15 protein-coding genes are annotated in these 13,603 nt (G+C 71.5%); 12 read left to right on the top strand and 3 right to left on the bottom strand.

Annotation, left to right across the window (positions count from 1 at the left end):
- The first annotated feature begins 128 nt into the window (after nucleotides 1-128).
- The 9 genes from BLW14_RS12820 (at nucleotide 129) to BLW14_RS35135 (ending at nucleotide 10,508) form a co-directional block, all read left to right on the top strand.
- Nucleotides 129-1,484 (top strand): sensor histidine kinase, encoded by a 1,356-nt coding sequence (locus BLW14_RS12820; protein ID WP_093707223.1) that lies wholly within the window; start codon nucleotides 129-131, stop codon nucleotides 1,482-1,484.
- Between the two features lie 144 nt (nucleotides 1,485-1,628).
- Nucleotides 1,629-2,288 (top strand): response regulator transcription factor, encoded by a 660-nt coding sequence (locus BLW14_RS12825; RefSeq protein ID WP_026242587.1) that lies wholly within the window; start codon nucleotides 1,629-1,631, stop codon nucleotides 2,286-2,288.
- Nucleotides 2,289-2,582: 294 nt separating this feature from the next.
- Nucleotides 2,583-4,532, top strand: coding sequence for a 2-oxoacid:acceptor oxidoreductase subunit alpha (locus tag BLW14_RS12830; RefSeq protein ID WP_093707225.1), 1,950 nt, complete (start codon nucleotides 2,583-2,585; stop codon nucleotides 4,530-4,532).
- Nucleotides 4,525-5,583, top strand: a complete 1,059-nt coding sequence (locus BLW14_RS12835; protein WP_093707227.1) for a 2-oxoacid:ferredoxin oxidoreductase subunit beta — start codon at nucleotides 4,525-4,527, stop codon at nucleotides 5,581-5,583. The genes BLW14_RS12830 and BLW14_RS12835 overlap by 8 nt, the downstream gene beginning before the upstream one ends.
- 154 nt (nucleotides 5,584-5,737) lie before the next feature.
- Complete coding sequence (locus tag BLW14_RS12840) at nucleotides 5,738-6,589, top strand: SDR family oxidoreductase (protein WP_093707229.1); 852 nt, start codon at nucleotides 5,738-5,740, stop codon at nucleotides 6,587-6,589.
- 115 nt (nucleotides 6,590-6,704) lie between these two features.
- On the top strand, nucleotides 6,705-7,682 hold the full coding sequence (rarD, locus tag BLW14_RS12845) for an EamA family transporter RarD (RefSeq protein ID WP_093707231.1): 978 nt from the start codon (nucleotides 6,705-6,707) through the stop codon (nucleotides 7,680-7,682).
- A 66-nt stretch (nucleotides 7,683-7,748) separates the two neighbouring features.
- Nucleotides 7,749-9,296 (top strand): FAD-dependent monooxygenase, encoded by a 1,548-nt coding sequence (locus BLW14_RS12850; RefSeq protein ID WP_093707233.1) that lies wholly within the window; start codon nucleotides 7,749-7,751, stop codon nucleotides 9,294-9,296.
- A gap of 25 nt (nucleotides 9,297-9,321) precedes the next feature.
- Nucleotides 9,322-9,780, top strand: a complete 459-nt coding sequence (locus BLW14_RS12855; protein ID WP_093707235.1) for a VOC family protein — start codon at nucleotides 9,322-9,324, stop codon at nucleotides 9,778-9,780.
- Between the two features lie 227 nt (nucleotides 9,781-10,007).
- Nucleotides 10,008-10,508: a hypothetical protein gene (locus BLW14_RS35135; RefSeq protein ID WP_256332754.1), complete on the top strand. Its 501-nt coding sequence runs from the start codon at nucleotides 10,008-10,010 to the stop codon at nucleotides 10,506-10,508.
- Nucleotides 10,509-10,545: 37 nt separating this feature from the next.
- On the opposite strand, the gene BLW14_RS34455 is transcribed toward BLW14_RS35135, so the two are convergent.
- Both BLW14_RS34455 and BLW14_RS12865 read right to left on the bottom strand, forming a co-directional pair.
- The gene (locus BLW14_RS34455; RefSeq protein WP_177153961.1) at nucleotides 10,546-10,695 is read right to left on the bottom strand and encodes a hypothetical protein; all 150 of its coding nucleotides are present in this window, start codon (nucleotides 10,693-10,695) and stop codon (nucleotides 10,546-10,548) included.
- Nucleotides 10,692-10,931, bottom strand: a complete 240-nt coding sequence (locus BLW14_RS12865) for a hypothetical protein (RefSeq protein WP_093707237.1) — start codon at nucleotides 10,929-10,931, stop codon at nucleotides 10,692-10,694. Before BLW14_RS12865 ends, BLW14_RS34455 begins: the two co-directional genes overlap by 4 nt.
- 106 nt (nucleotides 10,932-11,037) lie before the next feature.
- On the opposite strand from BLW14_RS12865, the gene BLW14_RS12870 reads away from it, so the two are divergent.
- Both BLW14_RS12870 and BLW14_RS12875 read left to right on the top strand, forming a co-directional pair.
- Entirely contained in the window at nucleotides 11,038-11,865 is an 828-nt protein-coding gene (locus BLW14_RS12870; RefSeq protein ID WP_093707239.1) for a helix-turn-helix domain-containing protein, read from the top strand.
- On the top strand, nucleotides 11,862-12,071 hold the full coding sequence (locus BLW14_RS12875) for a DUF397 domain-containing protein (RefSeq protein ID WP_093707241.1): 210 nt from the start codon (nucleotides 11,862-11,864) through the stop codon (nucleotides 12,069-12,071). Before BLW14_RS12870 ends, BLW14_RS12875 begins: the two co-directional genes overlap by 4 nt.
- On the opposite strand, the gene BLW14_RS12880 is transcribed toward BLW14_RS12875, so the two are convergent.
- Nucleotides 12,068-12,520 (bottom strand): MarR family winged helix-turn-helix transcriptional regulator, encoded by a 453-nt coding sequence (locus BLW14_RS12880; protein WP_177153962.1) that lies wholly within the window; start codon nucleotides 12,518-12,520, stop codon nucleotides 12,068-12,070. The two genes, BLW14_RS12875 and BLW14_RS12880, sit on opposite strands and share 4 nt — an antisense overlap.
- Nucleotides 12,521-12,617: 97 nt before the next feature.
- On the opposite strand from BLW14_RS12880, the gene BLW14_RS12885 reads away from it, so the two are divergent.
- A complete protein-coding gene (locus BLW14_RS12885; RefSeq protein ID WP_093707245.1) occupies nucleotides 12,618-13,544 on the top strand; it encodes a quinone oxidoreductase family protein in 927 nt (308 codons plus the stop codon).
- Nucleotides 13,545-13,603: the final 59 nt, after the last annotated feature.

Genomic DNA, 13,603 nt, shown 5'->3' on the forward strand with positions numbered 1-13,603 from the left:
CAGGGGTGGGGAAAACCCCCGGTCCGAGACGGATACCGCCCTCATGGTGCGGCGGCGCGCCGCCCAGCACTCTTGAAGTACAGAACGCACGCACCTTCACGGCGACGAAGCAGAAACGGACGGAACCCATGGCCACGGCATACGGACCGGACACACGGGACCCCCAGCGGTCCGGCAGCGGCCTCGCGGAGCGGCCGTCGAAGCGGCACGTCCTGCCGGCGGCGCTGCGGGCGCCGCTGGAGGGCAGGACCTGGCGCGAGTTCTGCTACCTGATGCTCAGCCTGCCGATCAGCATCGTGCTGTTCACCTTCGCGATCACGATGATCTCGCTGGGCGCGGGGCTGCTCGTCACCTTCATCGGCATCCCGGTGCTGGCCGCCGGGCTGGTCATGTGCCGGGGCTTCGGGATGCTGGAGCGGACCCGGGCGCGCGCCCTGCTGCGGGCGGACGTGGCCGACCCGGCGCCGGTGCGGGGGCGCAAGAGCGGGCTGATGTCCTGGATCGGCGCGGTGCTGAAGAGCGGGGTGTCCTGGCGCCACCTGCTGTACGCGCTGATGCACTTCCCGTGGGCGGTCTTCGCGTTCTGCGTCTCGCTCACGCTCCAGGCCTGGGGCTGGGCGGCGCTCACCTACCCGCTGTGGCACTGGGCGGTCCCCTCGCACGCGGGCGTCTCGGGCATCCAGCTGTACGGGGACACCCAGCACGAGGTGTACCTCGACTCGGGCGCCGATCTCGCGCTGACCGCCGGCCTGGGCCTCGGCATCGTCCTCCTCTCCCCCTGGGTGATCCGGGGCCTGGCGACCGTGGACCGGCTGATGGTGACCGGGCTCCTCGGCCCGTCCCGGCTGGCGGAGCGCGTGACGGAGCTGGAGTCCGACCGGGGTGTCGTGGTGGACACGGCCGCGGCCGACCTGCGCCGCATCGAGCGGGACCTGCACGACGGGGCGCAGGCCCGGCTCGTCGCCCTCGCCATGGACCTCGGCCTCGCGAAGGAGAAGCTGACGGACGACCCGGAGGCGGCCGCGCGCATGGTGGACGAGGCGCACGGCGAGGTGAAGGTCGCCCTCCAGGAGCTGCGCGACCTGGCCCGGGGCATCCACCCTGCGGTCCTCACCGACCGCGGACTGGACGCGGCGCTGTCCGCCGTGGCGTCCCGTTGCACGGTCCCCGTGACCGTAGAGGTGGACCTGGCCTCGCGGCCCGCGCAGGCCATCGAGGGCATCGCGTACTTCACGGTCTCCGAGCTCCTCCAGAACGTCAGCAAGCACTCCGGTGCCACCCGCGCCTCGGTCGACGTGTGGCGCACGGAGGACCGGCTGCTGCTCCAGGTGACCGACGACGGGCGCGGCGGCGCCGACCCGGCGACAGGCAGCGGACTCGCCGGGCTGACCGAGCGGCTGGACGCGGTGGACGGGGTCCTGGTCGTCGACTCGCCGGTGGGCGGCCCGACGAAGATCACCGCCGAGCTGCCCTGGCGCGGCTGACCGGAACCGTGCCCCGGCGGACCGCAGCGGCTCTCAACCCCCCGCGTGCTCGCGACGTCCCTGCGGTTACTGGGATGCTGGACGGCGTACGAGTCGTGTCGGCAAGCGAGCAGCGGGGGAAACAGCGTCGTGGTGGAGGACAGGGTGCGCGTGGTCATCGCCGAGGATTCGGTACTGCTCCGGGAGGGACTGACCCGGCTGCTGACCGATCTCGGGCACGACGTCGTGGCGGGCGTCGGGGACGCGGAGGCGCTGATCAAGACGATCGGGGACCTCGCCGGGCAGGACGCGCTGCCGGACGTGGTGGTCGCGGACGTGCGGATGCCCCCGACCCACACCGACGAGGGTGTCCGGGCGGCGGTGCGGCTGCGCCGGGACCACCCGGGGATCGGGGTGCTGGTCCTGTCGCAGTACGTGGAGGAGCAGTACGCCACCGAGCTGCTGGCCGGGTCGAGCCGGGGCGTCGGGTATCTGCTGAAGGACCGGGTCGCCGAGGTCCGGGAGTTCGTGGACGCGGTGGTCCGGGTGGCGCAGGGCGGCACGGCGCTGGACCCCGAGGTGGTGGCGCAGCTGCTGGGCCGCAGCCGCAAGCAGGACGTGCTGGCGGGTCTGACGCCGCGTGAGCGCGAGGTGCTGGGCCTGATGGCGGAGGGGCGTACGAACTCCGCGGTGGCCAAGCAGCTGGTGGTCAGCGACGGGGCGGTGGAGAAGCACGTCAGCAACATCTTCCAGAAGCTGGGCCTGGCCCCGAGCGAGGGCGACCACCGCAGGGTCCTCGCGGTGCTGACGTATCTGAACTCCTGAGGCGGGCGGACCGCTGGGCGTGTCCGGCCATGATCCGCCGGGCATGCCCTGACGGCCCGTCGGGACCACGCGGGCGGGTGTGTCTCCAGCGAGGGTCCGACGGGGAACCAGGCGGCTGGTGAATCATGACGGAGCAGCGCCGGGAAACGTCTCAGCATCCAGAATCACAGCGTCTCAAAATGCCGTCCATCATGCGATCGGCCCCAGGAAGGCGACCCTCACAGACGTAGGGTGGGCGGGGGACCTCCGGCGGGCCGGACGGTTCCGAGCCGCCGTCCGAGGGAGGTCCAGTAAGTGACCAGCCAGGTCAGTAGCCCAGCCGAACAGGCCGACGAAGCCGGTGAGGCACTCGTGGGGGGACAGCGTGCCCCCGAGTCCGCCGGCACCGGCGGAAAAGAGATCCGCCGTCTGGACCGGGTGATCATCCGCTTCGCGGGTGACTCGGGTGACGGCATGCAGCTCACGGGTGACCGGTTCACCTCGGAGACGGCGTCCTTCGGGAACGACCTGTCCACGCTGCCGAACTTCCCCGCCGAGATCCGCGCCCCCGCAGGCACCCTGCCGGGGGTTTCGTCGTTCCAGCTGCATTTCGCCGACCACGACATCCTGACCCCGGGCGACGCGCCGAACGTGCTGGTCGCGATGAACCCGGCGGCGCTGAGGGCGAACATCGCCGATGTGCCGCGCGGCGCCGAGATCATCGTGAACACCGACGAGTTCACCAAGCGGCCGATGGCGAAGGTGGGGTACGAGACCAGCCCGCTGGAGGACGGCTCGCTGGAGGCGTACAACCTCCACCCGGTGCCGCTGACCACGCTGACGATCGAGGCGCTGAAGGACTTCGGGCTCTCCCGCAAGGAGGCCGAGCGCTCGAAGAACATGTTCGCGCTCGGGCTGCTGTCCTGGATGTACCACCGTCCGACCGAGGGCACCGAGGCGTTCCTGCGGGCCAAGTTCGCCAAGAAGCCGCAGATCGCCGAGGCGAACGTGGCGGCCTTCCGGGCCGGGTGGAACTTCGGCGAGACGACGGAGGACTTCGCCGTCAGCTACGAGGTCGCCCCGGCGTCGCAGGCGTTCCCCACCGGCACGTACCGCAACATCTCGGGGAACCTCGCCCTGTCCTACGGCCTGATCGCGGCCGGCCGCCAGGCGGACCTGCCGGTCTACCTCGGCTCGTACCCGATCACCCCCGCCTCGGACATCCTGCACGAGCTGAGCAAGCACAAGAACTTCGGCGTGCGCACCTTCCAGGCCGAGGACGAGATCGCGGGCATCGGGGCCGCGCTGGGCGCCGCGTTCGGCGGGGCGCTCGCCGTGACGACGACGTCCGGGCCCGGTGTGGCGCTGAAGTCGGAGACCATCGGGCTCGCCGTCTCGCTCGAACTGCCGCTGCTCATCATCGACATCCAGCGCGGCGGCCCGTCCACCGGGCTGCCCACCAAGACCGAGCAGGCCGACCTGCTCCAGGCGATGTACGGGCGCAACGGCGAGGCCCCGGTGCCGATCGTGGCCCCGCGCACCCCGGCCGACTGCTTCGACGCGGCGCTGGACGCGGCCCGGATCGCCCTGACCTACCGCACGCCGGTCTTCCTGCTCTCCGACGGCTACCTGGCCAACGGCTCCGAGCCCTGGCGCATCCCGGAGCTCGACCGTCTGCCGGACCTGCGCGTCCAGTTCGCGGGCGGCCCGAACCACGAACTGGCCGACGGCACCGAGGTGTTCTGGCCGTACAAGCGCGACCCGCAGACGCTGGCCCGCCCGTGGGCGGTCCCGGGGACGCCCGGTCTCGAACACCGCATCGGCGGCATCGAGAAGCAGGACGGCACCGGCAACATCTCGTACGACCCCGCCAACCACGACTTCATGGTCCGCACCCGCCAGGCCAAGGTGGACGGCATCGAGGTCCCGGACGTGGAGGTCGACGACCCCGCCGAGGCGCGGACGCTGGTACTGGGCTGGGGTTCGACGTACGGCCCGATCACGGCGGCCGTGCGCCGGCTGCGCGCCTCCGGGCGCTCCATCGCCCAGGCCCATCTGCGCCACATCAACCCGTTCCCGCGGAATCTGGGCGAGGTCCTGAAGCGTTACGACAAGGTGGTCGTCCCCGAGATGAACCTGGGGCAGCTGGCCACGCTCATCCGCGCCAAGTACCTGGTGGACGCGCACAGTTACAACCAGGTCAACGGCATGCCGTTCAAGGCCGAGCAGCTCGCGGCAGCTCTTGAGGAGGCCATCGATGCCTGAGACGAACGAACTGCTCCAGCTGGTGCCCAAGGCCGAGGCGAAGCAGTCCATGAAGGACTTCAAGTCCGACCAGGAAGTGCGCTGGTGCCCCGGCTGCGGCGACTACGCGGTCCTCGCCGCCGTGCAGGGCTTCATGCCCGACCTCGGTCTGGCGAAGGAGAACATCGTCTTCATCTCCGGCATCGGCTGCTCGTCGCGCTTCCCGTACTACATGAACACGTACGGGATGCACTCGATCCACGGCCGCGCCCCGTCCATCGCGACCGGCCTGGCCACCTCGCGGCGCGACCTGTCGGTCTGGGTGGTCACGGGTGACGGGGACGCGCTGTCCATCGGCGGCAACCACCTGATCCACGCGCTGCGCCGCAATGTGAACCTGAAGATCCTTCTGTTCAACAACCGGATCTACGGGCTGACCAAGGGCCAGTACTCCCCCACGTCCGAGCTGGGCAAGATCACCAAGTCGACGCCGATGGGCTCGCTGGACGCCCCGTTCAACCCGGTGTCGCTGGCGATCGGCGCGGAGGCGTCGTTCGTCGCCCGGACCGTCGACTCGGACCGCAAGCACCTCACGAGCGTGCTGCGGGCCGCCGCCGACCACCCGGGCACGGCGCTGGTGGAGATCTACCAGAACTGCAACATCTTCAACGACGGCGCGTTCGAGGTCCTGAAGGACAAGGACCAGGCGCAGGAGGCGGTGATCCGCCTGGAGCACGGGCAGCCCATCGTCTTCGGCGCGGAGGGCTCGAAGGGTGTCGTACGGGACTCACTGACCGGGGACCTGAAGGTCGTCGCGGTCACCGAGGACAACAAGTCGCAGATCCTCGTCCACGACGCGCACGCGCCCAGCCCGACGACGGCGTTCGCCCTGTCGAGACTCGCCGACGCGGACACCCTGCACCACACCCCGATCGGGGTGCTGCGCAGCGTGGAGCGGCCGGTGTACGACACGAAGATGGCGGAGCAGCTGGACCTGGCCGTGGAGCAGCACGGCAAGGGCGACCTGGCGGCGCTGCTCGCCGGGAACGACAACTGGACGGTGGTCGGCTGACGCCGGTACCCCGGTACGCGGGAGCGCGCCGGACCTGCCCCTCACGGGCGGGACCGGCGCGCTCTCGCATGTCCGCGACAAGAGCACTTTCTTTTAGTTAGCGCATTCCGTAAGGTGGTGTGAGAGCGAAGCGAACAAAGAGGAGAAACCCCCCATGAGCATCGTCGTCACCGGAGCCACCGGAGCACTCGGCCGCCTCGTCGTCGAGCACCTGCTGACCACCGTCCCCGCCGACCGGGTCGCCGCCGTGGTCCGCGACAAGGAGAAGGCCGCCGGCCTGGCCGCCAAGGGCGTCGAGCTGCGCATCGCCGACTACGACCGCCCCGAGACCCTGGCCGGGGCGTTCCGCTCCGGCGACCGCGTCCTGCTCATCTCGGGCAACCAGGTCGGCAGCCGCATCGCCCAGCACACCGCGGTCATCGACGCGGCGAAGGCGGCGGGCGTCGCCCAGCTCGCGTACACCGGCATCCTCGGCGGGCCCGACGCGGACTTCACGCTGGCCGACGAGCACCGGGCGACCGAGCAGCTGATCCTGGACTCCGGCCTGCCGTACACCTTCCTGCGCAACGGCTGGTACACGGAGAACCAGACCGAGAACCTGGCCCCGGTCCTGGCGCACGGCGCGGTCGTCGGCAGCGCGGGCGAGGGCCGTATCGCCTACGCCTCCCGCGACGACTACGCGGCCGCGGCCGCCGTCGTCCTGACCGGAGAGGGCCACCTGAACCGCGCGTACGAGCTGAGCGGCGACACCGCCCTGTCCTACGCCGACTACGCGGCCGTGGTCGCGAAGGCCACCGGCAAGGAGATCGTTCACAACGACGTCCCGGCCGCCGTCCACCAGGAGATCCTGACCGGCGCCGGACTGCCCGAGGGCTTCGCGGCGATCCTGGTCGACGTGGACCAGGCCGTCCGGCGCGGGCGCCTGGCCGGGACCAGCGGCGAGCTGTCCCGCCTGATCGGCCGCCCGACGACCCCGGTGTCCGACACCGTCGCCGCCGCGCTCTGACCCGTACCCCGCCCGGTGTCATGACCGTATGACGATACGGCCATGACACCGGGCCGTGTCGGCGCTACCTTCGTCTGGTTGACCGTCGCACGACAGACACCACCAGGAGGGGCCCGTGCAGGGGACGAATGACCAGCGGGCGGGGCTTCTCTCCGGGTTCGCGGCGTACGGCATGTGGGGCCTCGTCCCGCTGTACTGGCCGCTGCTGAAGCCGGCCGGGGCGGTCGAGATCCTGGCCCACCGCATGGTGTGGTCGCTCGGCGTGGTGCTGCTCCTGCTGCTCGCCCTGCGCCGCTGGTCCTGGATCGGCCCGCTGTTGCGGCAGCCGCGCAAGCTGGGCCTGCTCGCCGTCGCCGCGACGACGATCACCGTCAACTGGGGCCTGTACATCTGGGCCGTGAACAGCGGCCACGTGGTCGAGGCGTCGCTCGGCTACTTCATCAATCCGCTGGTCACCATCGCCATGGGCGTCCTGCTCCTGGGCGAACGGCTGCGCCCGGCGCAGTGGGCCGCGGTCGGCACCGGCGTCGCGGCGGTGCTCGTGCTGGCCGTCGGCTACGGGAAGCCGCCGTGGATCTCACTGATCCTGGCGTTCTCGTTCGCGACGTACGGCCTGGTCAAGAAGAAGGTCGACATGGGCGGCCTGGAATCGCTCACCGTCGAGACCGCCGTCCTCTTCCTGCCGGCGCTCGGCTATCTGGTGTGGCTGAGCGCGCAGGGCACGGCGACCCTGACCTCGGAGGGCGCCGGGCACACGGCGCTCCTCGCCTCGACCGGCGTCGTCACGGCGGTGCCGCTGATCCTGTTCGGCGCCGCCGCGATCCGCATCCCGCTGTCGACGATCGGGCTCCTCCAGTACATGACCCCGGTCGCCCAGTTCCTGCTGGGCGTCGCCTACTTCCACGAGGAGATGCCGCCGGAGCGGTGGGCCGGATTCGGCCTGGTGTGGGCGGCGCTGATCGTGCTCACCTGGGACGCGCTGCGGACCGCGCGCCGCACGAGGGCCCAGGCGCAGGCGGCCCGGCTGGCCGCGACGGCGACGGCCGCCCCGGCGGGCCCGAGCCGCACCGAGACCCCCTCAAGCGCAACTTAGTTGCTTTTTTAACCCGGTTACGTTTTCCTGGAGGTCCACCGCACCGGACCGGACCCAGGAGTACCCATGCACCCCTCCCCGCTCCCCGTACTCGTCGTCGGCTCGGGCCCGACCGGCCTGACCCTGGCCATCGACCTCGCCCGCCGGGGCGTCGGCGTCCGGATCATCGACAAGAGCCCCGAGTTCCCGCGTACGTCCCGGGCCAAGGGCCCCAACCCGCGCTCCCTCGAAGTCCTGGAGGACCTCGGGGTCGTCGACGCGGTCCTGGCCGCCGGGGCCGCTCCGCTGCCGATGCGCAAGTACCGGGGCGGGGTCGCCGTCGCGGACGCGGAGCCGTTCGCGGACCAGCGGCCGACGCCGGACGCCCCGTACGACCGGCCGCGCATGATGGCCCAGTGGCGCCTGGAGGAGGTGCTGCGGGCGCGGCTCGCGGAGTACGGCGTACGGGTCGAGCTGGGCGCCGAACTCGTGGGCCTGGCCGAGGGCGAGGCGTCGGTGACCGCCACGCTCGCGGACGGCGGGCTGATCGAGGCGTCGTACGCGGCCGGCTGCGACGGCGGCCACAGCGCGGTGCGCAAACTGCTCGGCGTCCCCTTCGAGGGGAAGACCGACGAGACCCAGCTGATGGTGTGCGGGGACGTCGAGGTGGAGGGGCTCGACCGGGGGTTCTGGCATCAGTGGTTCGACGAGGACGGCGCCGTGATGCTCTGCCCGATCCCGGGGACGCGGTCGGGCTGGTGGTTCCAGGCGGGCCCCGAGCGGGACGCGTCGGGCGCGCCGATGCCGCCCTCGCTCGCCGGGTTCCGCCGCCTCTTCGCCAAGCACACCGGCCTGCCCTCGGACCGCCTCACCGAGGCGACGCTGCTCTCCACGTACCGGGTCAACGAGCGCATGGCGGCGCGCTACCGGGTGGGCCGGGTCCTCCTCGCCGGGGACGCGGCGCACGTGCACTCCATCGCGGGCGGCCTCGGCATGAACACCGGCATCCAGGACGCGTACAACCTGGGCTGGAAGCTCGGCCGGGTCGCCGCCGGGCTCGCCGGGCCCGCCCTGCTCGACACGTACGAGGAGGAGCGGCTGCCGGTCGCCGCGCAGGTCCTGGACATCAGCGCGGAACGCCTGCGGGCCACGCTGGAGGCGATCAAGAAGCCCGGCGGCGGCCTCGACTCGGCGGTCGGTCCCGGCACGAACGGCCTGGGCGGCGGCTACCACTGGAGCTCCCTCGCCGCCTCCCCGCGCGCCACGCCCCGCCTCCGCGCGGGCGACCGGGCGCCGGACGCACCCTGCCTGGACGCGGCGACCGGCGACCCCCGCCGCCTCTTCGACGCCTTCGCCGGACCGCACTTCACGCTCCTGGGCTTCGGTACGGGGACGGGCGGGGCCCTGCGCGGGGCGGCGGCGGTCCACGGCGACGAGCTGCGGGCGTACGGGGTCGACGCGGACGGCCCGTCCGGCCGCCTGAGCGACCACGAGGGGCACGCGCGCGCGGCGTACGGCGTCGGCCCCGACGACGAGCTGCTGGTCCTCGTACGCCCCGACAACCACATCGGGCTGATCGCGGAGGCGGACGACGTGAAGGCGGTCACGGCCTACCTGAGCGGGGACGAAATCTGAGCGGAATCCCTCATTCCGGGACAGAATGCCGCTCATGACTCTTGAGTGGAAAGTCGTCATCGACGCCGCCGATCCGCACGCGCAGGCCGGCTTCTGGGCCCAGGCCCTCGGCTACGAGATCGAGGACAACAGCCCCCTGGTCGAACACCTCCTGGGCCTCGGAGCCGTACCGGAAGCGGTCACGACGACGGCCCACGGCCGCCGCGCCTGGCTCGACCTCGCGGCGGTCCGGCACCCGGACGACCCGTACGACGAGCAGAGCGGCGCCGGGCGCGGCCGCCGCCTCCTCTTCCAGCGCGTCCCCGAGCCGAAGACCGTGAAGAACCGCCTCCACCTCGACCTCCACGCCGGCCCGGACCGCATAGAGGCCGAGGTGGCCCGGCTGGAGGGCCTGGGCGCGAAGGCCGAACGCGAGGTGGCGGAGCAGGGCGGCACGTGGACGGTGATGACGGACCCGGAGGGCAACGAGTTCTGCGTGTCGTAGGGCCGCCGGGCGGGGGGCCCGGCCCCGGGTCGGGAGGACTTGCGGCTCAGGCTCCGCGCCCCCACCACGCCCAGCAGGACCAGCACGCCGGCCACGGCTCGACCGTCCGGCCGGGAACCTCAAGTTGCGCTCAGCTTTCACGCGCGACGCCACGCCATCGTGGACGACTGTGGCCTACTGGGCCCACAGCCGCTTCAGCGAGAGGCGGCACGGGGGGAAGGTGCCTCATGAGCATCAGTCTGGGCCGAACGCGTTCTTCCTTCGCGCTCGCGACGGCCGTCGTGGCCGGAGTCCTTGCGCTGACCGGGTGCAGCGGTGAGGAGAAGACCGCCTCTGCCGTTCCGGCGGCCTCGCCGACCCGGCACGCCGCCTCGCCCCCGGCCGCGGACCGTGCCGGGCACGTCGAGCGCGAGACGGTCTCGCGGGCCCCCGAGCCGGTCGACGACGGGGAGGTCCTGCTGTCCGTCGAACCCAGGAAGGGGAATGCCGAACTCCCGCTGACCAGGGAGATCGGCGTCGGGAACCTGGACATCCAGGTCGACTGCCAGGGCAGGGGAACCCTTGAAGTGGACCTCAAGCCGGTGGAGTTCTCCTTCTCGCTGGAGTGCGTCGACGGGAAAGTCAGAAGCACCTCCAACGAGATCCGGCTGAAGAGCGCCAGAGGTGAGGGCAGCGTGCAGATCACGGCCCCTTCGACCGTCACCTGGGCCCTCACCGTCCAACAGTGAACGAGCGCCTGACCCGCGACCGGGTGGCGACACGCCTCTACTCGCCGTGCGCTGCGGCGACGTGACGTTGCCGCAGCACGCGGCAGTCCGTCGCCCGGCTGCCGTCCCGTTCGGTCCGGGCGACGGCCTCTTCGAGGTCGAACTGCTGGCACGTTCGGCAGGGTTCGGGCTCCGCCGGGGCGCTCATGCGACCTCGCCCCGGCTGCGGGCGTTCTCCCGCGCGGTCCTCGCGACGAGCCTCTCGGCCGGCGTCGCCTCCCGGGTGTGCTCGGGCCGGACCTCCCACTCGGTCCCGCCCTTCGGTGACCGGAGCGTCCAGTAGGGGCCGGCGACCCCTCGGAACTCCCCGACCAGCGGCTGATCCCAGCGCCCGACGTCCACGACGATCGAGCCGACAGCGGGAGTTTCTTCCTGTTCCGGCATAGCCGTACCTCTCCGTAGCCATTCCACTACCAAGTGGATTCAGCGTGGCCTAGAGTGCAGGGGTCTTCAACTTGCACGATCCGTACGGAGAGTTGGACGGTGGGCCGTGAACCGCAAGGAGCTGAACCCGGAGAACTCCCCAGTCGCAGCCTTTGGCGAGCGTCTTCGCAGGTTACGAGACGAGCGCGGCTGGACCCAGGACGAGCTGGGGGCGATCATGGGGTACTCGGGAACACACATTTCAGCCGCCGAAACTGGTCGTCGACCCCCAACTCCCCGTTTTGCGAACAGAGCTGACAGAGCCTTCGGCACCGGAGACCTGTTCGAACGTCAGGCGCGAGCGGCACGGGACACCGCCCTCCTGGAGGGCTTCCCGGAATACGTGGGTCACGAGGGCCGGGCCGCCGAGATCCGGCTCTACGAGGTGGGCGTCATGCCCGGCCTGCTCCAGACCCCGGAGTACGCGAAGGCTCTCGCCGAGAGCGCCGTGAAGCGGGGGGCGATCACGCCCGACCAGGCACTCCAGCGAGTGGAACTCGTCGCCGAGAGGCAGGCTTCACTCCTGCGGCCGGACCCACCGCTGGTGCTGGTGGTACTGGACGAAAGCTGCCTCCTGCGCCCCATCGGGGGACCCGACGTCATGAACGCGCAGCTGGAACGACTGCTTGAATTCGCCGAGCTGCCCAACACCGTGCTCCAGATCGCCCCCTTCGCGATGGGCGTCCGTCGGCCGTTCAATCTTCCGCTCTACATACTGACGATGCCCGATCGCTCGCTCATGTCCTATGCAGAGTCGGCGCAACGGGGCCATCTGGAGCGGGAAAGCACGTTCGTGCTGCCATTGCTGACGGCCTACCATCAGCTACAGGCCGAGGCGCTCTCTCAGCCGGCGTCCGTGGCCATGATCGAGCAGTTACGAAAGGGCACTCCGTGACGACCGAATCCCCCCGCTGGTACACGTCCTCGTACAGCGACAACGGCGGCGCCTGCGTCGAGGTCGCCACCAATCTCGTCGCCTCCACCGGCACCGTTCCCGTCCGGGACTCCAAGGTCCCGGACGGGCCCGCCCTCCCCCTCCGGGCCGGCGCGTTCAGCGCCTTCGTGGCGGGCGTCAAGGGTGAAGGGTTCGGCGACGCCTAATCGCCCCCGGCCCCGGTGATCCGGCGGAGCATGTCCAGGAATTGGACCCGCTCGTCCGGGGTCAGCGGGGCCAGGAGTTCCGCGTTGGCGCGGTCGCCCGCCGCTGTGCAGTCCTCCAGGCGGCGGCGGCCCGCCGCCGTCAGGCTGACCGCGTTCTTGCGGCGGTCCTTCGGGTCCGGAGCGCGGACGAGCAGGGACGCGTCCTGGAGGTCGTTCAGGATGCCCACCAGGTCCTTGGGGTCGAGGGCCACCGCGCGGCCGAGGTCCGCCTGGGCGACCGGTTCCAGGTCCTCGACCGCTGCCAGCACCACGTGGTGCCACATCTTCATGCCGTGCCCGGCCAGGGCGTCGGCCACCAGGGACCGGCCCCTCGCCGCCGCCCGGCCCAGGAGCCAGCTCGGGAGCGGGCGGATGCGGCTCGGGGCCGCCGGTGCTGCCTTGTCTGCCATGCCCCGCATCGTATCCAGTAATCATTGGACTTCCCCACGAGTTTCCTTCTATCGTTGGGATTTCCAATGAACCCGCTCGCGGTCGGAGGTCCTTGCCATGCGGCGCATTCGGTACGAACACAGCGGCGGACCCGAGGTGTTGTTCGAAGAGGACGTGCCCGTCCCCATTCCCGGCCCCGGCGAACTCCTCGTCAAGGTCGAGGCGGTCGGCGTCACCCTCCCCGTGGTGCGGAAGGTCCGCGAGAGCCGGGAGCCCGTCCCGCTCGGCGGCGAGATCGCCGGGGATGTGGTGGCGCTCGGGGACGGCGCGGGCGCGTACACCGTCGGCGACCGGGTCACCGGGCTCTGCTTCGGGCACGGGTACGCCGAGTACGCCCTGCTGAACCGGGCGATGGCGTCCGCCGTCCCCGCCGGGGCCACCGCGCGGGACGCCGTCGCGCTCGTCCGCAGCGGGGTCGTCGCGCTCGGGGCGCTGGAGTCCGCGCGGCCCGGGAAGGGCGAGTCCGTGCTCGTTACGGCCGCCGCGAGCGGGGTCGGCCACCTCGCGCTCCAGCTCGCCAGACTCCGGGGCGCGTCCCGGGTCGTGGCGGCCGCGGGCGACCCGGCGAAGGCGGACTTCGTGCGGTCGCTCGGGGCCGACGAGGTGGTGACGTACACCGACGAGAGCTGGGGCGAGCCCTGCGACATCGTGCTGGACGCGGTCGGCGGCGACCTGCTCCCGCGAGCCATCCACGCACTCGCCCCTGGCGGCCGGCTGGTCGCGTACAGCTCGGGCGGCGGCACGATCGAGGCGTACGACCTCCTCGTCGGCGGCAAGTCGGTCATCGGCTTCCAGGTGGCGCACATCGCCCGGACCCGGCCCACGCGGTACGCAGACTGGATCGCGGAGCTGTGGGCACTGCACGGCGAGGGCAGTCTGCGCCCCGCCGTCCACGCGGCGTTCCCCCTCGCCGACGCGGCACGGGCGCACGCGGCGATCGAGGGCCGGGTCAACCGGGGCAAGGTCGTCCTGACCGTCTCCTGAAAACTCCGCCTCCTGAAAGCCCCTCCCGGGCCGCGTCGTTGAGGAATTCCGTTGCGGTG

Origin of the sequence: Streptomyces sp. 2131.1 (assembly GCF_900105515.1) — a bacterium.
Taxonomy (GTDB): domain Bacteria; phylum Actinomycetota; class Actinomycetes; order Streptomycetales; family Streptomycetaceae; genus Streptomyces; species Streptomyces drozdowiczii.